Raw genomic sequence first — 23422 nt, forward strand, 5'->3', positions numbered from 1 at the left:
AAGCCATGCCGATGACACAACAGAGACAGGCCGCACTCATGCTGCCGCGACGAGGCCTCCTCGCCCTGTTGCCGCTGGGCGGTTGTGCCGGCCAGGGCGTGACGCGAACTGGCTTCCTGGGGGATTACGAGGCGCTGGCGCCCACGGCGGCGAACACCCGGGACCTCATTTTCGTCGATCCCGCCTACAGGCCCGGCGAATACACGCATTTCGTGCTCGACCCTATCGTTTGGCGCCCCATCGAGGGTGCACCAGCACGGGGCGATTCGGAGATCGCCGAACTGCGGGACGCGCTGCGGCGTAGTCTGGCGACAGCGCTGGGGCGGTCGCGGATGGCGGCCGATGAGGCGGCACCGGCGCCAGGCGTGCTGCGCATCCGGGCGGCCATCACCAACACCCGCCGTGCGAATTGGTGGATCAATGTGCCGGTCCAGGCAGCGGGCATCGGGCTCGCGGTCATGGGTATGCCCGGGGGGATACCGCCGCCCAACCCCGGAGGCGCCAGCGTGGAGATAGAGGCGGTGGATGCCGCGAGCGGAAGCAGACTTGTCGCCGTTGTCACCTATGCGAACGGCGTCCCATGGGCACCGACCGGCTACGTCACCCGCTTCGGGCATGCGCGCCGTGCCTTCGACCTGGCAGCCGACCTTCTACAGGCACAGTTGTCGAGGCAGGTATAGCGGCGCCGGTCGCAAAAGCCTCACCTGTCGAGCACTGCGTGATCCGCTGTAGGTATCTGCAGGCCAGATAGGCGGCGAGTGGCCTGGTGGCCCTGTTGACCGCACGCAGCCAGATGGTCGGGTCACGCTGCGGCCAGCGAGACAGCGTTGCCAACCTAGATCGTGGCGATCTCACCCCGGATGCGTTGACGCCAGGCGTTGAGGTGGCGGTTCGCGTCGAGATCATCGGCGGTCATCGCATCAGCGTGGCCAGCCCGCTGGCGGGCGGCCTGGTCGATGTTCTGGGAACAGGCGACGCGCTTGCCATGGATCGTGCCCTGCGGGCTCTGGCGCACGGCGGGGCTCTCCAGCGCGGCCAGGGTGACGAAGATCTGGGCGCCTTTTGGGCGGGCGTGGTGAATGGGTGTGGGGAACCTGACGGCGCTGTCCAGCTTCCAGCGGAACCGCCAGCCGGGGTGCGCGGCCACGAGTTCGGCCGAGGCCATGTGCCGGTGCCGCAGCCCGTCCAGCTCGTCCGCGGTCATTGGGCCAATGATGCCGGCGATAACCCTGACGGGTTTCGGGACGATGACCGCCCGCACCTTCATAACCCACAAGGCTGGCGGTGGTGGCTTCGGTGAGGGCGGGTGTGATGACGCAGGGACGAGGGCCTGGTCAGCGCTGAGTGGGCGCCCAAGGCCTGGGCGAGGAAAGGGGGTGGCGATGGTGTCGCCGACCCCTGGATCGTGTTCTGTGAGGCCGCTAGAGTTACCGTCGGGGCTTGCGCTTCGCTGGCTGGGGCGGCTGCACCGCATCGTTCAGCGGTGAATAACCCAGCCAGATGGCCGCCTGCAGATCTGGCAGGGATGTCAGCTCGATCCACCCCGCCGCGGCGCGGGCCTGCGGGCCGACGTTCTGGGATGCACCGGTCATCTTTCCCTTGAAGCCGGCCGGCATAGGCTCGGGGTCGCCGAGGGGGTTCCGGAGGACTCTCGCCGCAGCCCCCGCCAGGTCGATATACTCCCGGACATTGACCATCTGGCCATCCGGCAGCCGCGCCCTCTCGCTCGGGCAGAGGTTCTTGATGGCGTAGGCTCAGGACTCATTGACCGAGCCAGAAGATGACGGTGGCGGCGAGTGTGATGGCGCTGAAGAAAGTGTGGGCGCAGCGGTCGTAGCGCATGGCGATGCGGCGCCAATCCTTGAGCCTGCCGAACATGATCTCGATGCGGTGGCGCTGGCGATACAGGACGGCGTCGTGCGGGATGGGCTGCTTTCGACTGCGGGTTGAGGGGATGCATGGGGCGATGCCGCGGGCCGACAGGTCTGCGCGGAAGCGGCCGCTGTCGTAGCCACGGTCGCCGATGAGTTCGCGCGCTGGTGGGAGCCTTTGCAGCATCAATGCAGCACCGCGGTGATCGCTGGCCTGGCCTTCTGTGAGCAGCAGCACGACGGGGCGGCCCTGGCCGTCGCAGGCGGCGTGGAGCTTGGAGTTCAGGCCACCCTTGGTTCGCCCGATACAGCGGGGAAAAGCCCCCTTTTGAGAAGGCTGGCTGCCGTGCGATGCGCCTTGAGGTGCGTGCTGTCGATCATCAGGCGCTCGGGCGGGCCGCCCTCGGCGGACAGCGCGGCGAAGATGCGGTCGAACACGCCCATACGGCTCCAGCGTACGAAGCGGTTGTAGAGCGTCTTGTGAGGACCGTAGGCTGCGGGCGCGTCCCGCCACTGAAGGCCGTTGCGGATCACGTAGATGATGCCGCTGAGCACGCGACGGTCATCCACGCGCGCGATGCCGTGGGAGAGTGGAAAGTGCGGCGACAGCCGCCGCATCTGGGCAGTCGTCAAAAGGAACGGCGGCGTGGGCATGGCGGCACCTCCACCACGCCCAGAATCACACCTCGCCGCGTCGCTTCAAGCGATTAATGGGTCCTGAGCCTAGATCACTTGGCGCTTGATCTCCCACCTGGTGCGATAGCCGGCCACCTGGGACTTCTTGTGCCATCTGAAGTCGACCCCGCAGGCGTTCGGCTTGAGGACGCGGTCGAGCTCGTCGAGGATCACCTGCCGGGCGACCGCATCGAGCCCCTGGGGCAGGTGCATGTGGAGATGGAGATGCTCGCCCATGCGTGACCCGCACTCGTGCCACCAGACGAAGCGAATAGGCAGATCTCGATCGCCAAAGACGCGCCTTACCCGATCCAGAACCTTCTCTTGAAGGGTGGCTGTGCTTCGGGGCAGCAAGTCAGGGGTGCTGCCGCACTTGTTCCAGGTGATGGTCACCAAGGAGCCGAACCGGGTTCCCTCCCACTCGGTGAACAGGCAGGCGTTCGCCAATCGTAATGCGTCGCCCAGCCGCATGTATCTGGGCGCAGATGGTGGCATGAAGTCTCGGGGGAGGTTGACGATCCACTTCCGGGCGTTCTGGCGGGATGACATGACGGGCGTCCTTTCTGTTGGGTGACTGGTGGTATGGTCGGCCTATACTGAGGAGGCGGTCGCAGTCCTCCAGGCCGTTCTCATCGGTCGACAAAAAATCAAATATTATCAATTACTTAAGGGGTATGGGGTCCGGCGTCTCGGATGGCCCGCCCCCATCACCGGCCCGAAAACTGGCACGGCGGACCGCGCGGCTGGACGAGCATGGCTGACCGGGTGACCGTAGGAGGCAGACGGATTTCAGCAACGCGACGAAGGCGGCGGGTCAACGTTTTGGTCGCTGTGGCGAACAAGACACGAACATGTTGTTGCGTGCTGTCCTGCAGCCCGGGTGGCTAGCAGCGCCAACCGGCTGACCCGCCCGGCGCCTTCGGCCGACCGAGTGCGACGCCTTGGCGGTTCGGTGGGCGGGAACGGGAGGTCATGTCAGGGGGAGTGCCGCCTTGCCCGGCTTGCACGTGACCGTGCCAGGGGAACCGCTGCATCGCGTTCAAGCGGACTCAGGCCGACACTGCGGCCGCCACGGCGGGCCTTGTCACCGACACCGGCGGGCCGATCGAGGCCAGCCTCCCCCTTCACCGGAACCGGCGCACCCTGTGGCTCTCGCATGCCCGAGGCGTTCGCCGCGGTCCGGGACAGCGGGACCATGGTGGTGCTGGAGGCCGCCCGGGGGGTCGCGCAGGGCGCGGTGTTGTCGCTGATGCGCCTGGCCACCTTTCGACGCCGACGATCCTGGGCGGATCAGCACGGGCTGCGTGACCTCGCGCTCTTCAGCCCCTGTGTCGGCCGTCGCCAATACCAACGCCAGCCTGGTGCGGTCCTCCATCGTCTGCCGACGCAGCCCCGCCGATGCGCGTGGTGGTGACGCTCAGGTCCGCACCTTGGCGCCGTCCATTGTGAAACACGATGCCGCAGCTCGGCAGGCGCACGGATACCGAGGCCATTGGTGAGGTCTCACGCTCCGTAGCCGGCGCTGAAGCGCGACGACCACAAACGGCATCATCAACGTCCATTGTCGCGCATCGTGTTGCAGTGTTGCTGAGAGGTATTTGATATACAAATATAATGTCGAGCCCTGCCGTGGCAACGCCGTGCGACGTCCGGTCTGCTGCTGCCGTTCTCGGGTGGCAGCATCAATGGCAACCAGCACCCCCGGGCCGATCGTCACCCGCCCGACATCCGATCGACCTTCAGCGCCCCGGTGGCGAGCGCGATCGCGCAGTCGTAGTGCCAGTTGGTTCGCCTCGTCGTCGGGAACCGCCGTAGGTCGCAGCCGAAGATGGCCGGCTCGGTGAGCGAGTTGAAGAATACGATGCGCCGCCCGTCCTGGCCGGCGGTCAGGGCGTCGAACAGGGGCCGGTAGTCCATGCCGCCCAGGAAGACCGTATCGTCCGGCGGCGGGCTGGTGAGCGTGGCTAAGTCGGTAAGCCATCAGCGCTGTCGCTGGAATGATGCCGGACCATCCGTGGCGGCTGCGAAGCCGATGTTCTCCGTGCCTGCCTTGTGCCGCCCCGGGATCTGGGATTCGCTTGGCGGTTCCTGTCAGGGATCGGCCTTCCGCGATCGGTCCAGGGCCACGTCCCAGAAGATCGCCGCGGCGTGCGACGCAAAGGATCCCTCCCGGCGCGCCAGGCAGATCACCCGCGGCTGCTCAGGTGCCAGCCTGACGAGGACGATGCCCGCATGGGTCTCGGGCACCGCCATCTCGGCGATCACGGACACGCCCATGCCGGCGCGGACCATGGCCAGGATCGAGGTGATCTGCTGGATGCTGTGTCGCACATCAGGTGCATGTCCGCTGCGCGCGAACCAAGCGCGGACCAGCGGCTCGCTGCCGCCCCTGGTCAGGATGAAGTCGCGCCGAGACAGTGTCGCGGCATCGACACCGGGATGCGAGGCGAGGGCATCGTCGCTGCGGACCAGCGCGACTAGGCGATCATGGGCGAGCGGGATCATCTCCAGGTCCGGCATCTCGCTTTCGACCGCGATGGCGAAGTCCGCCGCGCCATCGCGCAGGGCCTGCAGCGCGGCCTCGTCGGCGCTTTCGGAGATCTCCACCCGCAACGCCGGCCCGCGCTGCCGCGCCGCCGCCACCAGACCGGGCAGGATATGGGTGGAAGCGGAGGCCCCGAAGGAGGCGATGCGCACGAGCCCCTGGCCGTGCCGGCGGCTCTCCTGCAGCACGCGGTGGACCGTCCGCGCCATGTCCTCCTGCCGCTCGGCATAGTCGGCCAGGATGTGCCCCTCGGCCGTCAGGCACAGCGGGCGCCGGTCGCGCCGAACCAGCAACAGGCCGCTCTGCGCCTCGGCCCGGGCGATCGCCTTGCTGGCGGCAGGCTGGCTGATGCCGCAAGCCCGCGCAGCCTCGGTCAGGTTGCCCGCCTGCCGGAGCCGCTGCAGCAGCCGGAGCGTCGTAGGGGAGAACTCGCCTTCGTTGGGCATTATGACGCCAGGTTATTTCGATATGCCCGGACATTCCAATACGGCATGCAGCGACGCAACGGAGCTGGATTGACCGTGCTTACCCCGACCTCATTCCCTGACCTGTCACCCCTCGTGCAGGCGATCCCGAAGAACCCCCTCCGGGCGCTCTACCCCTATGCGGCACGCCCCGGGATGCTCAACCTCGCCAGCGGTCATCCCTCGCCGGATGCCTATGACAGGGATGGTCTGGCCGAGGCGGCCCGTCGCGCCACCGGCGATGCCAGTGCCTGGAGCTACGGCCCGACCGCCGGCGATCCGCAACTCATCGCCGCGCTGGAGGCGCTGAGCCCGCCACGCCCGGACGGCCACCGGCTGATCGTGACCTCCGGCGCGCAGCAGGCCGTGGACCTGGCGTTGCGCTGCCTCGCCAGGCCGGGCAGCGCGGTTGCCGTGCCGGAGCCGGTCTACCCGGCGATCCTGTCGATCTGCGCCGCGGCGGGCCTGCGCGCCGTGGGCTACGCGGTGGCCGGCGATCCGGAGCTTGCTGGGCTGGAGCGAGTGCTCGGCCGCGGCGACATCGCCGCGCTCTACGCCCAGCCGACCTTCTCCAACCCGGGCGGAGAGACCTGGACCCTCCCGCTGCGCCGGCGCCTCCTCGAACTCTGCGGGAGGCACGGTGTGGCGGTGGTGGAGGACGATCCCTACCGCGCGCTGGCTTTCACCGGCGCGCCGCCTGAGACGCTCATGACCCTGTCCGCGGCGGTCCCGGGTGCGATGGTGATCTGGGCTGGCAGCCTGTCGAAGATCCTCGCCCCGGGGCTGCGCCTGGGCTGGGCGGCCGTTCCGGATCGGCTGGCCGGGCCGATGACGGAGTTGCGCCAAGCCGGGGATCTGCAGCCCAATGCGCTGGCCCAGCGGGTGGCGGTGCATTACCTGGACCTCGGCAAGCTCGACGCGCACCTCGCCCGCGTCATCGGCCTCTACCAGGCGCGCAGCCAGCGCCTCGCCGCCGTGCTCGGCAGCGCCGGGTTCGCCTTCGAGCCCGCCGCCGGCGGGATGTTCCTGTTCCCGGCCCTGCCGCCGGGTGCCGCCCGCGCCGGGCTGTTCGAACGAGCCGTGGCGAGCGGCGTGCTCTACGCGCCAGGCCCGGCCTTCGCGCTGGATCAGGCGGATGGCCGCTTCAGCGATCGGCTTCGCCTCTGCTTTGCCGGGCTCGACGAAAGCGCGATCGCCACCGCCGCCGCGTGGCTGGTCGCGGCGCTGGAGGGCTGAGGCGATGCCCGCTGTCGCCCTCGCGCTGCTGCCGGACCTCATGCTGCTCCTCGCTGGCGGATTGCTGCGCCGGACGCTGCCCGGGGTCGGGTGGCAGGCCATCGATGCGCTGAATTTCCGCCTGCTGTTCCCTGCGCTCATCTTCTTTAGCGCGCTGCGCAGCCCGCCGCTGATGTCGGACCTCATGGTCATGGGGCTGGGTGTCTGGGCGGGCATGCTGTTGGCCTGCGGGCTGGCCTGGCTTGCGCGCAGCCTCGGGCCGGAGCGGTTCCTCGACTTCGCCGGCATGTGGCAGACGGCCTGGCGCTTCAACACCGCGCTCGCCATCGTCGCGGCGCAGGCGCTTCCGCCCGAGTATCGCGGCCTGATGGCGATCGCCATCGGCCTTGCCGTGCCGGTCGCCAACATCCTGGCGGTGCTGGCGCTGTCGCGTGGGACTGGATCGGATCTGGGGACGACGCTGCGCCAGGTGCTGACCAACCCCTTCCTGGTGGCCAGCGTCGCGGGCGTTGCATTGTCCATCCTGGAGATGCACCTGCCCGTCATCGCGATGGATGCCGTGACCAAGCTGGGCCAGGCCGCGGTGCCGATGGCACTGCTGTCGATCGGTGCCTCGGTGAACTGGCGCGCGCTGGCCTGCATGGACCGGTTCGAGGCGGCGCTGAACGCCATCAAGCTGCTCCTGCTGCCGGGAGCCACCCTGGCGGGCGCCGCGGTCCTGGGTATCGGGCCGGGCCCGCGCCTGACGCTGACGATCTTCGCCGCGCTGCCGACGGCGTCGGCGGCGCATGTTCTGGCCTCCGTATACGGTGCAGACCGGGAGCGGGTGGCGAAGGTCATCGCCCAATCCACCCTGATCGGCTGCGTGACCCTCCCGCTCTGGCTCCTCGCGCTTCTGTAGGCCGAGGGAGATTGGATGCTACACACGGCGCTACACAGAATGCTACACACGCGGTCCCGGTTGCCGCCGGCATGCCGCTGAAATCATGGGCTTACAGGGCTGAAAATGGTGGTGGAGTTCCCGCTCACCTCCACCACCGCGGGAATCCCCTGAACACACGCGGTTCGGCCCTGGCCCATGGCCGGGTCGGTGGAAACACGCGTTGCGGCCTGCCTGGCGACAACCGGCGGAGCTGATAAGATCGCGTCACCCTGCCGCCATCCGTGCCCTGCGCGGTTGGGGCGGCGCGATCCACGCCCCGCCCCCTTCAGCCTTGGCCCCTTCAACCTTGGCGCGGGGGCATTTCCCCGCGGGCATTTCCCCTCATGGCCTCAGCGGCGGCTGACGTTCCAGTAGACCGGCGCCGGCGGGTTCAGCAGGCCGGTCAGGTTCGCGCGATGCGCGCGCAGCTGGTACTGCACGCCGATCGGGATGTAGGGCACCGTCTCCAGCGCCCGGGCCTGGATCTGTGCCGCGATCTCCCGCTTCCGGGCCTCATCCGGCGTATCGGCGAAGGCGGCGCGGAGCCGCTCGATCTCCTCGTCGCAGGGCCAGCCGAACCAGGCGCGGTCGCAATTGGACCGCAGGCCGAGATGGCTGACCGGCTCCATCATGTCGAGCCCGCCGGGGCCGGAGATGAAGACGCTCCAGCCGCCGCGCGCCACGGGCTCGCGGGATTGCCGGCGTGCCACCACCGTCGCCCAATCCATCGCCTGCACATCGGTGCGCAGCCCGATGCTGCGGAACAGCTGGTCCGCCACCAGGGTGAAGGCGTTGATGTTTGTGTTCTCCGCGGCGTTGAGGAACACCACGGGCGTTCCGTCATACCCGCTTTCCCGCACCAGCTGCCGCGCGCGGTCGAGGTTCACCGCGGGCCAGCCTGTCGTGGAGTGGAAGGGCGAGGAACACACATAGAAGCTGTTGCACACCCTCCCCTGGGAGGGATCGGTGGTGACGGCACTGAGGAAGTCCTGGCCGTTCACGGCATGCAGCAGCGCCTGGCGAATGCGCGGGTTGTTGAAGGGCGGCTGCGTGGTGTTGAGGCGGATCTGCTGCGCGACGCCGATATCGTCCTGGTTGGCGACGGTGATGTTGCGGTCGCGGCGCAGCACCGGCAGCAGGTCGGCGGGGATGTCCTCCGCGATGTCGATCTCGCCCTTGCGCAGCGCGTCGATGGCGGTCTGCTGGTCCGGCATGATCAGCCATTCCACGCGGTCGAAGCGCGCGGTACGGTCACCGGAAAGCCCTGCGGGGGCCTCCGTGCGCGGGCGGTAGCCGGCGTGGCGGGCGAAGACCAGGCGGTCCCCCGCGCGCCATTCATTGGCGACGAAGCGATAGGGCCCGCTGCCCAGCACCTCCGGCACCGGTCGGCTGGCAGGCGTCTGCGCCAGGCGTTCCGGCATGATGAAGGGCACCGGCGCGCCGGGCTTGCCGAGCGCTTCCAGCACCATCCCCCAGGGCGTGTTGAGCGTCAGCGTGAAGGCCTGCGGGCCCTCCACCGCGAACACCGCGCCGCGGGCGATCAGCTGCTGGCCGAGCCCGTCATTCTGCGCCCAGCGGCGGAGCGAGGCGACGACGTCGGCGGAGGTGACGGGCGACCCATCCTGGAACACCAGCCCATCCCGCAGGCGGAAGCGCCAGATCCGGCCGCCTTCCAGCACCTCATGGCTTTCCGCCATCTGCGGGCGGATGCGCAGCTGGTCGTCCACGGCGAAGAGCGTGTCATAGACCATGTAGCCCATGTTCCGGGCCATGCTGTCGGAGCCCAGATGCGGGTCCGTGATGCGGACGTCGCCGGAGGGCTTCACCCGCAATGTCGATTGCGCCGCGAGCGGCCCCGCGAGGGCTGTGGCGGCCAGCAGCGCCAGCGCCAGGGTGACGGGCTTGTTCATCGTTCTTCCTCCTCGAAGGTCAGCCGACCAGGCGGGCCGGGGCGTTGTCGTCGATCCGCGCAAGCCCGCCCTGGCGCACCAGGGCATGCACGGCATAGGCAAGGGCGGCGGCGGGTTCCTGGCCGATGGCGGGGGCGATGAAGCGGATTGCGCGCGCCCCCCCGCCGAACAGGCTGCGGCCCATGCCTTCCGCCACCGCATCGCGCATCGCGAGCGGCAGCGCGGCGGGCCAGCCGCACAGCACCACCTGCGCGGCCGGCATCAGGTTCAGCGCATTGCCGATCACCAGGCCCGTGCGGAACAGCGCCTGGCGGATCGCCGCTTCCCGCCGCGCCGTCATCCGCACCAGGGATGCCCATTCGGCCCCGGCGGCGACCAGCGCCGCTTCCTCCACCCCGCAAAGCAGCGCCAGCGCCACGGTGGAGGCACTGGCCTCCAGGCAGCCGCGATGGCCGCAGCGGCAGGCATCGCCGGTGGGGTCAAGGACCACATGCCCGATCTCGATCGGCTGGATCGGGTCGGCCGCCGTCACCGCCTCCACCCAGGCGCCGCCGACGCCATGGCCGAGATAGACGAACAGGTGCCGGGCCTCGACCGCCGCCGCGCCGCGGCCGTGCAGGTGGACGGCGGCGAGCGCCGCGACGGTATTGGCGATGGCGATGGGCACGCCCGGGAACGCCTGTGCGAGTGCTGCCTCCAGCCGCGCGGGATCGACCGGCAGGATCGGGTTGGTCGCGGCGCCATGGCCTGGGATGGAGACGGCGATCTGCCGGGGCGGCGTGCCCGCGCGGGCGCACCAGCCCCGGAGTTCCGCGATGGCATCGGCGATGGCGGCATCGACGGCGGCCGGGCTGCTGCCGGCGGGCAAAGCGAGGCGCGCGCTGCCATCGACCTCACCCCCCAGGGTGGCGAGGCCCACGCCCAGCCGGTCATTCGCGAATTCCAGCCCGGCGACGCGCTGATCCTTGCGCAGCGTAACCATGGCGCTGGGCCCGCCGGGATAGGGCGCGGGGCGACGCACCTCCTCCACCAGGTTTTCCTGGCGCAGCTCCGCCAGGATGCGGGAGATGCTGGCCTCCGTCAGCCGGCATTCCGCCGCGAGCCGCGGCCGGAACAGGCCGTCACTGGCCAGCAGCCGGCCGAGGATGGCGGCGCGCGTCTGGCGGCGGGAACGCGGTGGCTCGGACATCTTCCTTCCCCTGCCCGGGCCATGCGCGGGCTGATTCGTACTTAGGGTAAGGATCAGCCCAAAAGAAAGGCGGCGTCAACGCCGCCTCTCGGAATCAGCCCTTGGAATCCACGCCTTCCCGGTCAACCCGATAGGCATCCGCGGGGTCCGCATTCGCCGCCAGCCAGGCGGGTCCCCCCTTGGCCATCCAGCACCCCGCCGCGATCCGCGACGCCGCGACGATGATCGAAAGATCAACCGGCCGCATCGTGTGCCGCGCCTGCGCGGCCATGATGAGCTGCCCGTGGAACGCGCCCTCCCACATGATGGGCGCGAAGATGGTGGAGCCCATGCGGGAGGTCTTCAGGTATTGCCGGAAGGTCCCATGTTCATCCGTGTTCTCCAGCAGCAGCTTGGACCGGTTGGCATAGACCCAGCCGGGATGCCCGCCATCGATCGGCACCATCAGCCGCCGCTGTTCCGGCGGAAAACCCAGGCTTCCCACCAGCATGTGGTAGCGCCGGTCCGGCAGCACGAAGAAGGTGCCGGCGACGAAGAATTGCCGCTCCCCCTCCTTCAGCGCACCGGGGCGAAGATGCGCCTCCCGGTCCCCCAGCAGGTCGAAGCAGCCGCGGGCGAGGGCGTGCATCGCCTCCTCCGGCCCCGGGGCGTCCAGCGCCTCGGTGCCGGCCTTTTCCAGCATCGCCAGGCCGGCTTCCAGCAGGCTCATCGTCACAGCGCCTGGATGCGGCGGACCAGCGCGCGCCCGTCATTGCCCGCGCGTTCGCAGCGCTGGTACCAGTTCTCGAACACCGCCTCCACATTCGCGGGCGCGAAGAGCTTGGTGAGTTCATCTTCCGGCGCGATGAAGTGATTCATGCCGGAGCCCACGAGCCGCTGGATCGCCGACGCGCTGAAGGGCGCGTGGTTGGCGAAGTGCTCGTCCTCGATCTTGCGGAATTCCGCCTGCACGATCGGCTTCAGCGCATCCGGCAGCCGCCCCCACACCTGCGCGTTCACCACCAGCGACCACGGCACGATGGTGCCGATGCGCCACGTCGAGAAATCCTTGGTCACGTTGTGGAAGCCGAAGCCACCGGCGGTGCCGACGCTGGTCATCACCAGGTCCACGATGCCGCGCTGCAGGGCGGGAACGATCTCCCCGAAGGGCACCGGCGTCGGCGCCGCGCCCAGCTTCTGCATCAGCGCGCCGGCTTCGGTGTTGTGCACCCTCACCTTCTTGCCGGCGAAATCGGCGACTGTCCGCATTGGCGCGCGGGAGATGATGCACTGGTCCTCGAAGACGCCGGTCGCGAGCTGGACGGACCGGTAGCGGTCCCGCCAGACCTTCGCCATCTCCTCCCGCAGCAGCGGGTCCAGCATGCGCTGGTAGCGCGCAACATCGGTGATGAGGCCGGGGAGGTGGCCGAAATTGATGTAGGGCGCTTCCGCGCTCAACCAGGGGGAGACAGCGAAGCTGCCATCGAGCCGCCCATCCCGCACCGCCGCCGGCTGCTCCGGCCCCGCCACCAGCGTGTCATAGAGCTCGATCGTCAGCCGTCCGCCGGTGGCCTGCGCGATGCGCGCGGCGGAGGGGCGGAGCGTCTCCACATAGGAAGAACCGGTCGCGTTCACGAAGCCGATATTCCAGCGGATCGGCGCCTGCGCGAGGGCGGGTGTCGCAAGCCCGGCCGCGATGGTGGAGCCCAGTAGCGCGCGTCGCGTGACCATCATCGCCCCCTTGTCTTTGTCCGGACAAATCTTCACGCTCCCGCTTCATTGCTGTCAAGCGCGGGGACTGATGCAGGATCACGGTGGCAACCAAGCGGAATCGGCAACGCTGGGCGGGCGCGTGGCGCGGGGCCTCTGCCAGGCCATGCTGTGGCTGGCGGTCGCCGGCGTCGTCGCCATGGCGCTGTCCACCACCTACGATGTCGCGGTGCGCTATGTCTTCAATGCGCCGACCGTCTGGGCGACGGAGCTCAGCACCTACTTCCTCATCGCCACCATCTTCCTCGGCGCCGGCGCCACGCATCTCGCGGGTGCGAATGTGCGCGTGGAATTCCTGCCGAACCTGCTGCGCGATGCGGCGCGACGTGATGTGGAGATCGCCTGCGCCTGGGTGGGGCTGCTGATCGCGCTTCTGGCCGCCTGGCAATCCGCGCTGATGGTGGCCTCGGATTATGTGAACGGGGCGCGGGTCTTCTCCCTGCTGCTGACGCCGACCTGGATGCCGAAGCTGCCCATCGCCATCGGCCTCGGCGGCCTGGTGCTGGCGCTGCTGGTGGAGGTCGAGACGCTGTCCGCGCACCTACCGCGCTGGCGGCGCGCGCTGCCCTATGGGCTGGTGCTGGCGCTGGCCGTGCTGCTGCTGGCCTTCGGGCGCGATGTGCCGATGAGCGGCATCGGGCGCTACGACCTCGGCAGCGTCGCCGCGCTGGTGGTGGTGCTGGCGGGCGGCTTCGTGGCGGGGCTGCGACCGGGGCTGCTGGTGGCGGGCGGGCTGCTGGGCTGCATCGCGCTGTTCATCGTGGCCAAGGATTGGGGGACGGGCACGCTGGCGCTGCTGCTGTTTGCCGGCATCGCGGCCTTTCTGGCGACGGGGCTGCGCATCGCCTTCGCCCTCGCGCTCGTCGGGCTGCTCGCCATCTACTTCCTGCTGCCGATGCCCTTCCCGATGACAACAGCGGAACGCGCCTGGTCCGGCGTCAACAGCTTCTCCCTCACTGCCGTGCCGCTCTATGTGCTGATGGGCGCGCTGCTGGTGCGCAGCCGCTTGTCCGATGAACTCTTCGTCGTCATGGCCCGCGTGCTGGCGCCGCTGCCCGGTGGCCTGGCGCATGCGGCCACCGCGGGCTGCGGCATCTTCGCCGCCGTCTCCGGCTCCTCCGTCGCCACCGCGGCGACGGTCGGTTCCGTCGCCTGCCCGGAGATGACGCGCCGCCGCTACAGCCCGGCGCTGGCCTATGGCAGCGTGGCCGCGGGCGGCACGCTCGGCATCCTCATCCCGCCCAGCGTGCCGATGATCATCTACGCGACGACGGTCGGCGTTTCCGTGGTGGAGTTGTTCCTGGCAGGAATCCTGCCGGGAATCCTGATGATGCTGGTGTTCATGGGCGTCATTCTCGCCTGGGTCTGGCTGCGGCCGCAGGATGCGCCAGCGATCCGGCGCGGGGAGGGCCCGCCCCTGTCCCGCGACAGCCTGGTGGATAGCGGCCTGGTGCTGCTGCTGATCCTGATGGTGATCGGGTCGCTCTATGGTGGGCTCGCCACCGCATCGGAAACCGGTGCCATCGGCGCCGCCGCCGCCTTCCTCTTCGCGCTCGCCCGTGGCCGCCTGACCCGCCCCATGCTCTGGGCCTGCCTGGAGGAGACGGTGGTCGTCACCTCCTTCATCTTCATCATCGTCGTCGGCGCCAATATCCTGTCCTACGGCTTCGACTTCCTGAAGGTGTCGCAGCAGGTGATGAGCCTCGCCACCGGCGGGGGGCTGGATCGCTGGACGGTCTTCCTGGCCATCATCCTGGTCTATGTCGTGCTCGGCATGTTCCTCGACAGCATCTCCATGCTCGTGCTGACGCTGCCGGTGGTGTTCCCCGTCACCCAGGCGCTGGGCTTCGATGCCATCTGGATGGGCGTGATCCTGGTGATCATGGCGGAGGTCGGGCTGATCACGCCGCCGGTCGGCATGAACCTCTTCGTCCTGCAAGGCATCGGCAAGGATGTGGCGCTGCGCACCATCGCCATCGGCGCGCTGCCCTTCCTGGGCGCGATGCTGGCGACGGTGCTTCTGCTGTGCCTCATGCCCTCCATCGCGCTGGTCCTGCCGGCGATGATGAAGTGACGGCTGTTACTCATCGATGACGGCGATCGCTTCCATCTCGATCATGAAATCCGGATGCGTCAGGCGCTGCACCTGCACGCCCGTGCTGGCGGGGGGATGGCCGGCGAAGAATTCCGACCGTACCGCCCAGGCTTCCGGCGCGCGGGACATGTCGGTCATGAAGGCGGTCAGCTTCACGATGTGGCGGAGGTCTCCCCCGGCGGCGCGAAGCACGGATTGCAGATTGGCGATCACCTGCCGCGTCTGCGCCGCCATGTCGCCCTTGCCGATGATCGTGCCCGCGGCATTGCGTGACAACTGTCCGGAGACGAAGACCATGCCGTTCACCTTCACGGCCTGGCTGAAGAAGTCCGGTGTCGGCGCGCAATCCGCCGACTTCACAACCTCACGCGGCATCCACTAGCCTCCTCATCAAGAAATCACGGGACATCATCGCATGAAATCCGCAGGCCGCATCATCGCCGCCGCTCTGCTGGCCGCGACACCGGCGCTGGCGCAGCCATCCGGCACGCTGCGCATCGGCCTGGCATCGGACATCGACACGCTCGATCCCGTTCTGTCCAACACCATCGCCGGCCGCAGCGTGCTGACCGCGCTCTGCGACAAGCTGCTCGATGTCGATCAGAACCTCAACTTCGTGCCCCGCCTGGCGGAAAGCTGGGCCTGGAGCGAGGATCGCCGCGCGCTGACCCTGACGCTGCGCGCGGGCGCCACCTTCCATGATGGTACGCCCGTGGATGCGGAGGCCGTGCGCTTCAGCCTGACCCGTGCCGCGACCCTGCCTTCATCGCGCCGCCGCAGTGAGATCGCGGAGATCGCCGCCATCGAGGTGACGCATCCGCGTACCGTGGTTCTGCGCCTCTCCGCCCCCTCCGCGCCGCTGCTGGCGCAGCTCGCGGATCGCGCGGGCATGGTGATGTCGCCGACGGCGGTGCAGGTCGCGGGCAATGATTTCGCCCGCGCGCCCATCTGTTCTGGCCCCTTCGCCTTCGCGGCCCAGGTCCCGCAGGAACGCATCGATCTTCGGCGCTTCCCCGGCCATTGGAACGCGGCCGAGGTGAAGGTGGAGAATGTCAGCTTCCGCCCCATCCCCGACAGCACCGTGCGGGTGCTCAACCTGCGATCCGGCACGCTGGATCTGGTGGAGCGCGTGGCGGCCAATGATGTGGCGCCGCTGCGCCGCGACACCCGCCTGCGCTATGCGGAGGCACGCGGCTTCGGCTTCACCTCCATCATCGCCAATGTCGGCAACGGGGCCCGCGCGCAGAACCCCTTCGGCCAGGATGCGCGGCTCCGCCAGGCCTTCGACCTGGCCCTGGATCGGGAGGCCCTGAACCAGGTGGTGTTCGAGGGCGCCAATACGCCCGGCAACCAGCCCATCCCACCCGGCAGCCCCTTCTACGCGCCTTCCTTCCCCATGGCGCCGCGCGATGTCGCGGCCGCGCGCCGCCTGCTGGCGGAAGCCGGCCAGCCCAGCCCGCAGGTCACGATGCTGGTCCCCAACATCCCGGAATTCCGCCAGATGGCGGAGGTGATGCAGGCCATGGTTCGTGACGCCGGCTTCGACCTCCGCATCGAAGTGCGCGAACTCGCGACGGCGGCAGGGATGATGAACCGGGGCGATTTCCAGGCCTTCCTGATCGGCTGGTCCGGCCGCGTCGATCCCGACGGCAATATCTTCGCCTTCAACCACTGCCGCGGCGCCAACAACGACAGCAAGTTCTGCGACCCGCGCGTGGATGCCTCGCTGGAAGCCGCCCGCGCCAGCGTGGAGCCCGCCGAACGCGCGCGCCACTACGCGACGGCGCTGGGCATCGCGCTGCCCGACCGGCATCGCATCTACCTGGTGCATGAGGGCTGGCGCTTCGCCCATGCCACGCGCCTGTCCGGCTTTCGCGCCCTGCCCGACGGCATCATGCGGCTTGAGGGTATTTCCCTCAATTAATCCAGCTTGAGCCCCGTCCGCGCACCGACTTCCGCCCAGTCCCGCGTCTCCGTTGCCAGCAACTCCGAAAACTCGGCGGCGGAGGAGGCCAACACTTCCAGCCCCGACTCCAGCGCGCGCCGCCGGAAGTCGGGCACGCCGGAAACCTCGCGGATCGCGTCACCGAGCACGGCGCGGATGGAATCCGGCGTCGCGACCGGCACCAGCACGCCGAACCAGGCGCTGGTGACGAAGCCCGGCACGCCGCTTTCCACGAGCGTCGGCACCTCAGGCGCCAGCGCGGTGCGCGCGGGCGCGCTGACGGCGATGAGCCGCGCGCTATCCCCACGGGATTGCGCCAGGGCCACCGGCAGGCTCTCGAACACCAGCTGCACCAGCCCCGCCGCGAGGTCCGGATAGACCGCGCCGCTGCCGCGATAGGGCACATGGACCATGTCCACGCCCGCGATCAGCTTGAGGCGTTCCGCCAGCAGATGCGTGGCCGATCCCGTGCCGCCGGAAGCGATGTTCAGCGCCCCCGGCCGCGCCCGCGCCATGGCCAGCACCTGCGGCAGGTCCACCGCCCCCAGCCGCGGAGACGCCAGCAGCCCATGCCAGGCCCGCATCACCAGGCTGACCGGCGCGAAATCCCGCGCGGGATCATAGGGCAGCCGCCCCCGCAGCGCCGCCGCGATGGACAGCACGCCCGACGACCCCCATAGCAAGGTCAGCCCATCCGGCGCCGCCTTCGCCACGCTGTCCGCACCGATGGCGCCACCCGCGCCCGTGCGGTTCTCCACCACCACGGATTGCCCGAGCCGCTGCCCCAGCGGTTCCGCCAGCAGCCGCGCCGCGAGGTCCACGCTGCCGCCCGGCGCGAAGGGCACCACCAGCCGTAGCGGCCGTGACGGCATCCAGGATTGCGCCAACGCCCATGTTGCCAATGCGGGCGTGGACAGCGAGGCCATCAGTAGGGCGCGGCGCTTCATGTCGCGGCCCTTTCGCGCGCGAGCTGCTCCAGTATCGCCGGCATCCGCGCCGTCGCATCCGCGGCGATGCTCTCGAACAGGCTGTTGCCATGCGCATCGATGCCGACGGTGACAGGCCCCAGCCCCTCCACCGCCACGCGCACCAGGCGGTAATGCGCGACCAGGTCGTTCCAGGCGACCTGCCTGACCGCCTTGATGGCCGCGGAATGCAGCGGCGCGCCGCCGCCGAGGAAGGAGAAGTAGACGCAGCCGACTTCCTGCATCGCCTCGCGGCACGCCGCATCCAGCCCGCCCTTGCCGCCGACGGAGGTCAGCCCGTAGTGGCGGATCAGCTTCGGCATCAGCGGGTTGAAGCGCGTGCTGGTGGTCGGGTTCATGTAGAGGATCTCCAGCCCCCCATCGGCGGCATCCTGGCTGTAGGAGCCGAGATGCAGCAGCGACCCGTTCTGCAATTCGATCGGCGGGGCCTCACCCTTCTCCATGCAGGCGATGATGCGGTGATGCGTCGGCAGCCCTGCCGTGATCACGATCTCCCCATCCAGCAGCACCATGTCGCCCGCCCGCAGGCTGCGCGCATCCTCGCGTGAGAGGGGCATCCTCACGCGGCGATAATCGGTCAGGTTCATTCCATGCGCTCCACGGAGCCATCCGCATGCAGCCTGGCGCGGGTGCGGCGGTTGATCCAGCAATTGAAGCAGATTGCGACGGGCGTGTAGCCATGGCCGCTGGCGTAGTCGACATGCACGGCCAGCGCCGTGGTGTCCCCGCCCGTGCCCATCGGCCCGAAGCCGGTGGCGTTGACCGCGCGCAGCAGCCGTTCTTCCATCGCCGCCAGGATCGGCTCCGGGTTCGCGCTGCCGATGGGGCGGTAGGTCGCCTTGCTCGCGATCTTCGCGGCCACGTCGAAGCTGCCGCCGATGCCCACGCCGATGATCACCGGCGGGCAATGCTGCGACCCCGCCTGCATCACCACCTTCATCACATAGGCCTCGATATCGGCGAGGCTCGGAAAGCTGAAGGTCTCCGCCGCCGCCCAACGCCCGGAACCCAGCGCCTTCGGCTGGCAGGCAAACTCGATGTAGTCCGCGCCGCTGATCATGTCCCAGCTCACCAGGGGCATGTCGCGGCCCTTGTAGCCGCGCTCATTCGTCAGCGGGTTGGTCACATGCTTCAGCAGCGGTGGCTTGATGGTCTCCACCAGCTCATCGAAGCCATCGACGATGGCGGCCTTGATGTCGCCTTCCCATTTCGCAGCGGTGCCGATGCCGACCTGGAAGACGGGCACGCCTGAATCGGAACAGACGAAGCGGTCCGTCTGCTCGGCACGCAGCGCGCTGCCCAGCATGATCTCCAGCACCCGTTGCGCACCCGGATGCGTTTCCGTCTGCCGCGCCCGGCGCAGCCCTTCCTTCGTGTCTTCCGGGATGCGGCGCAGCGACCAGTCATAGAGCTGCGCCGTCAGGGTCTTCACGCCCTGGTAGGTGATCGCCATGGCGGCTGGCCTATCCTTCCCCTGAAAAGGCCACTACCCTGACCTTTAAGGCAGTATAGACCGAGGAAACGCCCATGCCGCAACCCGCCGGGGAGACAATCCTCGCCATCGTGCCCGCGGCCGCGGACCTGAAGGCGGCGATCGAGGCACAGGGCCACCGGGTCATCGACCTTTCCACCCAGCCCGAGGGTCCCGTCCCGGGTTTCCGCGTGCTGCTGGGCACCGCCATGGCCGGCGCTTCGGCCGAGACCTTCGCCCGCTTCCCGGACGCCAGGCTGCTCGCCAGCATGGGGACGGGCCTGGATCGCATCGACCTCGACGCCGCCCGCGCCCGTGGCATCGCCGTGCTGAACACGCCCGATGTGCTGACCGAGGATACGGCGGACTTCGCCATCGCCCTGCTCTACGGCATCGCGCGACGGGTGGTGGAGGCCGATGCCTTCGTGCGGTCCGGCGCCTGGGCCAAGGGCAGGCTCTCCCCCTCCACACGCCTGATCGGCAAGACCTGCGGCATCTTCGGCCTTGGGAAGATCGGCCAGGCCGTGGCGCGGCGGGCGCAGGGCATCGGGATGACGGTCATCTGGTCCGGTCCCCGGCCCAAGCCGGGCATTGCCTGGCCCTATGTCGCCGATCTCGCGACGATGGTGGAGCAATGCGACGTGCTGGTGCTGACCTGCCCGGGAGGCGCGGAGACCGACCGCATCATCGATGCCGCCATGCTGCAGCGCCTCGGCCCCAAGGGGTTCCTGGTGAACATCTCCCGCGGCACCGTCGTCGATGAACCCGCGCTGGTGGCGGCGCTGAAGGCCGGCACGATTCGGGGGGCAGGCACCGATGTCTTCCGGTCCGAACCCGTGCCCGACCCTGCCATGCTGGAAGCGCCCAACCTGGTCGTGGCGCCGCACTACGCGACCGTGACGCACGAAACCCGCGCCGACATGATCGCCATGCTCGCCGACGGCATCTCTTCATTTGCCGCCGGCCGCCCGCACCATGATGCGACCAGGGGCTGAGGCTGGACGAAACCGGGGCTTTCGGCCATAAGGTCATAGTCCTGACCTTTTGAGGGGTCCGGATTGCGCCTGCCCGGAGGAAACGAACAGTGACGACCACACCGCCGCCGATGACGCTGCATTGGTCGCCGCGCTCGCCCTTCGTGCGGAAGGTCATGGTCTTCGCGCATGAAGCCGGGGTGGTGGATCGCATCCGCACCGTGCGCACTCCCGTCGCCATGACCAAGCCGAACCACGACCTGCTGCCGCTGAACCCCATCGGCAAGATTCCCACGCTGGAACTCGGCGATGGCAGCGTCCTCTACGACAGCGGCGTCATCTGCGAATACCTGGACACGCTGCATGGCGGCCCGCGGATGATCCCGGCGGAAGGGCCCGCGCGCTGGGTCGAACTCCGCCGCCACGCCATGGCGACGCTGTTCCTGGACACGCTCATCCTCTGGCGCAACGAACGTGACAAGGAACACCCCTTGCCCGCGCTGCTGGATGCCTTCGCGCTGAAGACCACCCACGCGCTGCGCACGATCGAGGGCGAGATCGAGGACATCGCCGCCCGCCCCATCGGCCTGGCGCAGGTCACGCTCGGCGTCGTCGGCGCCTATCTTGATTTCCGCTTCGCCGATATCGACTGGCGCGCCGCCTGCCCGCGTTTCGCTGCCTGGCACGCGGAATTCGCGAAGCGCCCCTCGATGATGGCAACCATCGTGGCGGAGGGCTGATCGCCATGGCCGGACCCCTGTCGCACCTGCGCGTGCTCGACCTCGGCCGCATCATGGCGGCACCCTGGGCCACGCAGATCCTGGCCGATCTCGGCGCCGACGTGATCAAGATCGAGCGCCCCGGCGCCGGCGACGACACGCGCGCCTGGGGCCCGCCCTTCCTCAAGGACCGTGACGGCAACCCGACGAAGGAGGCCGGCTACTACCTCGCCGTCAACCGCGGCAAGCGGTCCGTCACCATCGACATCACGCGGCCCGAGGGCCAGGCCGTGGTCCGGAAGATCGCCGAGACCGCCGACATCGTCGTCGAGAACTTCAAGGCCGGTGCGCTGACCCGCTACGGGCTGGATGCCGACAGCCTGCGCAAGATCAAGCCCAGCCTCATCTGCTGTTCCGTCACCGGCTTCGGTCAGGACGGCCCGCGCCGCGACCAGGCGGCCTATGACTTCATGATCCAGGCCATGGGCGGGCTGATGTCCGTGACCGGGGAGAAGGACGGCCCGCCGCAGAAGGTCGGCGTCCCCATCGTCGATCTCATGACCGGCATGTATGCCACGACCGCCATCCTCGCCGCCGTCGCGCATCGGGACCGGACAGGGCAGGGGGAGACGATCGACCTCGCCATGCTGGACGTCCAGGCGGCGTTCCTCGCGAACCAGGCGATGAATTTCCTCGTCGGCGGCAAGGTCCCGCACCGCGCCGGCAACCGCCACCCGAACATCCAGCCGCAGGATGTGTTCCCCTGCGCCGATGGCTACATCGTGCTCGCCGTCGGCAATGACGGGCAGTTCGTGAAGCTCTGCGACGCCATCGGCCGCCCCGACTGGTCGCAGGATTCGCGCTTCGTGAAGAATGCCGATCGTGTCAGGAACGAGCTGGCGCTGACGCCGATGCTGACGGAGCGCTTCGCCGACTTCACGCGGCTGGAACTGACGACGATGCTGGACGCTGCCGGCGTCCCCTGCGGGCCGATCAATACGGTGCCCGATGTCTTTGAAGACCCGCAGGTGAAACAGAGAAAAATGCTGCGCATGGTGCCGCACCCGCATGGGGAGGTGCCGCAGATCGTCAGCCCCATCCGCCTCAAGGATAATCCGCTGAGCTTCGACCGCCCGCCGCCGCTGCTGGGCCAGCATACGGCGGAGGTGCTGCGCGAACTCGGCATCGGTGACGATGAACAGGCGGCACTCGCCGCCGCGAAGGTGACCTGACCATGGCGCGCATTCCCCTGCCTTCATCGCGGGACGAGTTGGACGAGGCGCAGCGCAAGGTGTGGGACGGCGTCGTCTCCGGCCCGCGCGGCCAGGTCATCGGCCCGCTGCGGGCTGCCATCCACAACGCCGAACTGGCCGAGCGCTGGTCCGCGCTGGGCGAATCGCTGCGCTTCTCCACCAGCCTCGACAAGCGCCTGTCGGAACTCGCGATCTGCGTGACGGGTCGCCGCTGGAGCAGCCAGGTGGAGTGGTTCGTCCATGCCGCCACCGCTGCCAAGGTCGGCGTCTCCGCTGGTGTGCTGGACGCAATCCGCGAAGGCCGCGCGCCCGGCTTCGACAAGCGCGATGAGGCCGTGGTCTATGAATTCGCCCGCACGCTCCAGGCCGATGGCCGCGTGCCCGACGCGATCTATGACGAGGCCCGCGCGCTGTTCGGCGTGAAGGGCGTGGTCGAGCTCACCGCCCTGGTCGGCTACTACACCATGGTGTCGATGACACTGAACGCGCATGGCGTGCCGCTGCCGGATGGGGAGGTTGAGCCGCTGGTCGCGCCCGCGACGGGCCTCTTCACCCTGGCGCCGCTGCCGTGACCGGCACGGTCCCGGCACCCACGCTCTCCGCCCCGCGCCACGCGGTGCCGGCGGGCGCCTGGGACACGCATACCCATGTCTTCGATGCCCGCTTCCCCGCCGGCCCCGCGCCCTATGCGCTGCCGGAGGCGATGCTGGACGTGCACGCCGCGATGCGCGCCAGGCTCGGCACCGCCCGCGCCGTGCTGGTGCAGCCCGCCCCCTATGGCCGCGACCCTGCCTGCCTGCTGGATGCGCTGCAGCGGGACCTCGCGCTGCGCGGCGTGATGATCGCCGACGAGACCGTCACGGACGCCACGCTGGCGGCGTGGCACGAGGCCGGCATCCGCGCGCTGCGCTTCGTGGAGATGCGCGCCCCCGGCGGCACCGGCCGCTATCCCGGCGCCATCGGCGTGGATGCGCTCAAGCTGCTCGCGCCGCGGCTGCGCGCCCTCGGCTGGCAGGCGCATCTCTGGGCCAGCGCCGCGCAACTCGCGGAATTGCTGCCAGAACTCAGGCCGCTCGGCGTGCCCCTGGTGATCGACCATTGCGGCATGCCCATGGGGGCCGCCGATCATGGCTTCGTCCAGTTGCTTCGGCTGCTGCGCGACGGCACGGCCTGGGTAAAGATCACGACCTGCCGCCTGTCCTGCGACCCGCGCCCGGTGCAGGATGCGCTGGTGGCCGCCAATCCGGACCGGCTGCTCTGGGGCTCCGACTGGCCCTATGTGCGCATGGCGCCGCCGCCCGATGCGGGGGCGATGATGGATGCCTTCCTGGGCGCGCTGGGCGATGAGAGCCTGGCGCGCCGGATCCTGGTGGACAACCCCGCCAGCCTCTTCGACTGACTCAACGAAAACACAACGG

General features: G+C 69.1%; 24 protein-coding genes. 10 read left to right on the plus strand and 14 right to left on the minus strand.

Features of this window, described 5'->3' with window-relative positions; translation table 11 throughout:
• Nucleotides 1-5 precede the first annotated feature (5 nt).
• A complete protein-coding gene (locus ACTIE5_RS05930; RefSeq protein WP_092954371.1) occupies nt 6-680 on the plus strand; it encodes a DUF3313 family protein in 675 nt (224 codons plus the stop codon).
• A gap of 155 nt (nt 681-835) precedes the next feature.
• On the opposite strand, the gene ACTIE5_RS05935 is transcribed toward ACTIE5_RS05930, so the two are convergent.
• The 6 genes from ACTIE5_RS05935 to ACTIE5_RS05960 form a co-directional block, all read right to left on the minus strand.
• Nucleotides 836-1204, minus strand: a complete 369-nt coding sequence (locus ACTIE5_RS05935; RefSeq protein WP_092954374.1) for a hypothetical protein — start codon at nt 1202-1204, stop codon at nt 836-838.
• Between the two features lie 223 nt (nt 1205-1427).
• Nucleotides 1428-1697 (minus strand): hypothetical protein, encoded by a 270-nt coding sequence (locus tag ACTIE5_RS05940; protein ID WP_439548787.1) that lies wholly within the window; start codon nt 1695-1697, stop codon nt 1428-1430.
• Between the two features lie 64 nt (nt 1698-1761).
• Nucleotides 1762-2525, minus strand: a protein-coding gene (locus ACTIE5_RS05945; protein ID WP_439548788.1) for an IS5 family transposase whose coding sequence is annotated in 2 segments (ribosomal slippage) — nt 1762-2189 and nt 2189-2525 — 765 coding nt in all. Because the reading frame shifts where the segments join, the coding sequence is not laid out codon by codon here.
• Between the two features lie 69 nt (nt 2526-2594).
• Nucleotides 2595-3095: a hypothetical protein gene (locus ACTIE5_RS05950; RefSeq protein ID WP_439548789.1), complete on the minus strand. Its 501-nt coding sequence runs from the start codon at nt 3093-3095 to the stop codon at nt 2595-2597.
• Nucleotides 3096-4259: 1164 nt separating this feature from the next.
• Nucleotides 4260-4463, minus strand: coding sequence for a hypothetical protein (locus ACTIE5_RS05955; protein WP_092954383.1), 204 nt, complete (start codon nt 4461-4463; stop codon nt 4260-4262).
• A 174-nt stretch (nt 4464-4637) separates the two neighbouring features.
• Nucleotides 4638-5537 carry a LysR family transcriptional regulator gene (locus tag ACTIE5_RS05960; RefSeq protein ID WP_092954386.1) on the minus strand — a complete coding sequence of 300 codons (900 nt, stop codon included), beginning with the start codon at nt 5535-5537 and terminating at the stop codon, nt 4638-4640.
• Nucleotides 5538-5612: 75 nt separating this feature from the next.
• Between ACTIE5_RS05960 and ACTIE5_RS05965 the strand changes: the two genes are divergently transcribed.
• Both ACTIE5_RS05965 and ACTIE5_RS05970 read left to right on the plus strand, forming a co-directional pair.
• Nucleotides 5613-6791 carry a PLP-dependent aminotransferase family protein gene (locus tag ACTIE5_RS05965; RefSeq protein ID WP_245761951.1) on the plus strand — a complete coding sequence of 393 codons (1179 nt, stop codon included), beginning with the start codon at nt 5613-5615 and terminating at the stop codon, nt 6789-6791.
• A 4-nt stretch (nt 6792-6795) separates the two neighbouring features.
• Nucleotides 6796-7692 carry an AEC family transporter gene (locus ACTIE5_RS05970; RefSeq protein ID WP_092954392.1) on the plus strand — a complete coding sequence of 299 codons (897 nt, stop codon included), beginning with the start codon at nt 6796-6798 and terminating at the stop codon, nt 7690-7692.
• A gap of 371 nt (nt 7693-8063) precedes the next feature.
• Here ACTIE5_RS05970 and ACTIE5_RS05975 read toward each other — a convergent pair whose 3' ends face one another.
• The 4 genes from ACTIE5_RS05975 to ACTIE5_RS05990 all read right to left on the minus strand — a co-directional run bounded on the left by ACTIE5_RS05975 (nt 8064) and on the right by ACTIE5_RS05990 (nt 12525).
• A complete protein-coding gene (locus ACTIE5_RS05975) occupies nt 8064-9623 on the minus strand; it encodes an ABC transporter substrate-binding protein (RefSeq protein WP_439548790.1) in 1560 nt (519 codons plus the stop codon).
• A 19-nt stretch (nt 9624-9642) separates the two neighbouring features.
• A complete protein-coding gene (locus tag ACTIE5_RS05980; RefSeq protein ID WP_439548791.1) occupies nt 9643-10812 on the minus strand; it encodes an ROK family transcriptional regulator in 1170 nt (389 codons plus the stop codon).
• 94 nt (nt 10813-10906) lie between these two features.
• Entirely contained in the window at nt 10907-11521 is a 615-nt protein-coding gene (locus ACTIE5_RS05985; RefSeq protein WP_439548792.1) for a hypothetical protein, read from the minus strand.
• A 2-nt stretch (nt 11522-11523) separates the two neighbouring features.
• Nucleotides 11524-12525 carry a TRAP transporter substrate-binding protein gene (locus ACTIE5_RS05990; RefSeq protein ID WP_439548793.1) on the minus strand — a complete coding sequence of 334 codons (1002 nt, stop codon included), beginning with the start codon at nt 12523-12525 and terminating at the stop codon, nt 11524-11526.
• 67 nt (nt 12526-12592) lie between these two features.
• On the opposite strand from ACTIE5_RS05990, the gene ACTIE5_RS05995 reads away from it, so the two are divergent.
• Nucleotides 12593-14635 carry a TRAP transporter large permease gene (locus ACTIE5_RS05995; protein ID WP_439548794.1) on the plus strand — a complete coding sequence of 681 codons (2043 nt, stop codon included), beginning with the start codon at nt 12593-12595 and terminating at the stop codon, nt 14633-14635.
• Nucleotides 14636-14641: 6 nt separating this feature from the next.
• Here the strand turns inward: ACTIE5_RS05995 and ACTIE5_RS06000 are convergent, their stop codons facing one another.
• Nucleotides 14642-15031 carry a RidA family protein gene (locus ACTIE5_RS06000; protein WP_439548795.1) on the minus strand — a complete coding sequence of 130 codons (390 nt, stop codon included), beginning with the start codon at nt 15029-15031 and terminating at the stop codon, nt 14642-14644.
• A gap of 40 nt (nt 15032-15071) precedes the next feature.
• Here ACTIE5_RS06000 and ACTIE5_RS06005 point away from each other — a divergent pair, with 40 nt between their 5' ends.
• Nucleotides 15072-16580, plus strand: a complete 1509-nt coding sequence (locus ACTIE5_RS06005) for an ABC transporter substrate-binding protein (RefSeq protein WP_439548796.1) — start codon at nt 15072-15074, stop codon at nt 16578-16580.
• Here ACTIE5_RS06005 and ACTIE5_RS06010 read toward each other — a convergent pair.
• From ACTIE5_RS06010 to ACTIE5_RS06020, 3 genes are read right to left on the minus strand one after another with little or no spacing between them, the layout of a single operon-like run.
• Entirely contained in the window at nt 16577-17548 is a 972-nt protein-coding gene (locus tag ACTIE5_RS06010) for a Bug family tripartite tricarboxylate transporter substrate binding protein (protein WP_439548797.1), read from the minus strand. The genes ACTIE5_RS06005 and ACTIE5_RS06010 overlap by 4 nt on opposite strands.
• Nucleotides 17545-18174: a fumarate hydratase C-terminal domain-containing protein gene (locus ACTIE5_RS06015; protein ID WP_439548798.1), complete on the minus strand. Its 630-nt coding sequence runs from the start codon at nt 18172-18174 to the stop codon at nt 17545-17547. Before ACTIE5_RS06015 ends, ACTIE5_RS06010 begins: the two co-directional genes overlap by 4 nt.
• Nucleotides 18171-19040 carry a fumarate hydratase gene (locus tag ACTIE5_RS06020; RefSeq protein ID WP_439548799.1) on the minus strand — a complete coding sequence of 290 codons (870 nt, stop codon included), beginning with the start codon at nt 19038-19040 and terminating at the stop codon, nt 18171-18173. The genes ACTIE5_RS06015 and ACTIE5_RS06020 overlap by 4 nt, the downstream gene beginning before the upstream one ends.
• A 74-nt stretch (nt 19041-19114) precedes the next feature.
• On the opposite strand from ACTIE5_RS06020, the gene ACTIE5_RS06025 reads away from it, so the two are divergent.
• From ACTIE5_RS06025 to ACTIE5_RS06045, 5 genes are all read left to right on the plus strand, one after another.
• Nucleotides 19115-20053 (plus strand): 2-hydroxyacid dehydrogenase, encoded by a 939-nt coding sequence (locus tag ACTIE5_RS06025; protein ID WP_439548800.1) that lies wholly within the window; start codon nt 19115-19117, stop codon nt 20051-20053.
• Nucleotides 20054-20142: 89 nt separating this feature from the next.
• Nucleotides 20143-20772, plus strand: a complete 630-nt coding sequence (locus tag ACTIE5_RS06030; protein ID WP_439548801.1) for a glutathione S-transferase family protein — start codon at nt 20143-20145, stop codon at nt 20770-20772.
• 5 nt (nt 20773-20777) lie between these two features.
• A complete protein-coding gene (locus tag ACTIE5_RS06035) occupies nt 20778-21983 on the plus strand; it encodes a CaiB/BaiF CoA transferase family protein (RefSeq protein ID WP_439548802.1) in 1206 nt (401 codons plus the stop codon).
• Nucleotides 21984-21985: 2 nt separating this feature from the next.
• Nucleotides 21986-22576 carry a carboxymuconolactone decarboxylase family protein gene (locus ACTIE5_RS06040; RefSeq protein ID WP_439548803.1) on the plus strand — a complete coding sequence of 197 codons (591 nt, stop codon included), beginning with the start codon at nt 21986-21988 and terminating at the stop codon, nt 22574-22576.
• Complete coding sequence (locus ACTIE5_RS06045) at nt 22573-23403, plus strand: amidohydrolase family protein (protein ID WP_439548804.1); 831 nt, start codon at nt 22573-22575, stop codon at nt 23401-23403. Before ACTIE5_RS06040 ends, ACTIE5_RS06045 begins: the two co-directional genes overlap by 4 nt.
• The last annotated feature ends 19 nt before the right edge of the window (nt 23404-23422 follow it).

Origin of the sequence: Falsiroseomonas sp. (assembly GCF_051859025.1) — a bacterium.
GTDB lineage: Bacteria > Pseudomonadota > Alphaproteobacteria > Acetobacterales > Acetobacteraceae > Falsiroseomonas.

Excerpts from the sequence above, each read along its gene's own strand:
- ACTIE5_RS05975 (WP_439548790.1), bottom strand. The coding sequence starts at position 9,623 with ATGAACAAGCCCGTCACCCTGGCGCTGGCGCTGCTGGCCGCCACAGCC.
- ACTIE5_RS05985 (WP_439548792.1), bottom strand. The coding sequence starts at position 11,521 with ATGAGCCTGCTGGAAGCCGGCCTGGCGATGCTGGAAAAGGCCGGCACC.
- ACTIE5_RS06020 (WP_439548799.1), bottom strand. The coding sequence starts at position 19,040 with ATGGCGATCACCTACCAGGGCGTGAAGACCCTGACGGCGCAGCTCTAT.
- ACTIE5_RS05930 (WP_092954371.1), top strand. The coding sequence starts at position 6 with ATGCCGATGACACAACAGAGACAGGCCGCACTCATGCTGCCGCGACGA.
- ACTIE5_RS05955 (WP_092954383.1), bottom strand. The coding sequence starts at position 4,463 with ATGGACTACCGGCCCCTGTTCGACGCCCTGACCGCCGGCCAGGACGGG.
- ACTIE5_RS05935 (WP_092954374.1), bottom strand. The coding sequence starts at position 1,204 with ATGACCGCGGACGAGCTGGACGGGCTGCGGCACCGGCACATGGCCTCG.
- ACTIE5_RS05970 (WP_092954392.1), top strand. The coding sequence starts at position 6,796 with ATGCCCGCTGTCGCCCTCGCGCTGCTGCCGGACCTCATGCTGCTCCTC.
- ACTIE5_RS06040 (WP_439548803.1), top strand. The coding sequence starts at position 21,986 with ATGGCGCGCATTCCCCTGCCTTCATCGCGGGACGAGTTGGACGAGGCG.
- ACTIE5_RS05995 (WP_439548794.1), top strand. The coding sequence starts at position 12,593 with ATGCAGGATCACGGTGGCAACCAAGCGGAATCGGCAACGCTGGGCGGG.
- ACTIE5_RS05960 (WP_092954386.1), bottom strand. The coding sequence starts at position 5,537 with ATGCCCAACGAAGGCGAGTTCTCCCCTACGACGCTCCGGCTGCTGCAG.
- ACTIE5_RS05990 (WP_439548793.1), bottom strand. The coding sequence starts at position 12,525 with ATGATGGTCACGCGACGCGCGCTACTGGGCTCCACCATCGCGGCCGGG.
- ACTIE5_RS06035 (WP_439548802.1), top strand. The coding sequence starts at position 20,778 with ATGGCCGGACCCCTGTCGCACCTGCGCGTGCTCGACCTCGGCCGCATC.
- ACTIE5_RS06000 (WP_439548795.1), bottom strand. The coding sequence starts at position 15,031 with ATGCCGCGTGAGGTTGTGAAGTCGGCGGATTGCGCGCCGACACCGGAC.
- ACTIE5_RS05950 (WP_439548789.1), bottom strand. The coding sequence starts at position 3,095 with ATGTCATCCCGCCAGAACGCCCGGAAGTGGATCGTCAACCTCCCCCGA.
- ACTIE5_RS06025 (WP_439548800.1), top strand. The coding sequence starts at position 19,115 with ATGCCGCAACCCGCCGGGGAGACAATCCTCGCCATCGTGCCCGCGGCC.
- ACTIE5_RS06010 (WP_439548797.1), bottom strand. The coding sequence starts at position 17,548 with ATGAAGCGCCGCGCCCTACTGATGGCCTCGCTGTCCACGCCCGCATTG.
- ACTIE5_RS05940 (WP_439548787.1), bottom strand. The coding sequence starts at position 1,697 with ATGGTCAATGTCCGGGAGTATATCGACCTGGCGGGGGCTGCGGCGAGA.
- ACTIE5_RS06015 (WP_439548798.1), bottom strand. The coding sequence starts at position 18,174 with ATGAACCTGACCGATTATCGCCGCGTGAGGATGCCCCTCTCACGCGAG.
- ACTIE5_RS05980 (WP_439548791.1), bottom strand. The coding sequence starts at position 10,812 with ATGTCCGAGCCACCGCGTTCCCGCCGCCAGACGCGCGCCGCCATCCTC.
- ACTIE5_RS06005 (WP_439548796.1), top strand. The coding sequence starts at position 15,072 with ATGAAATCCGCAGGCCGCATCATCGCCGCCGCTCTGCTGGCCGCGACA.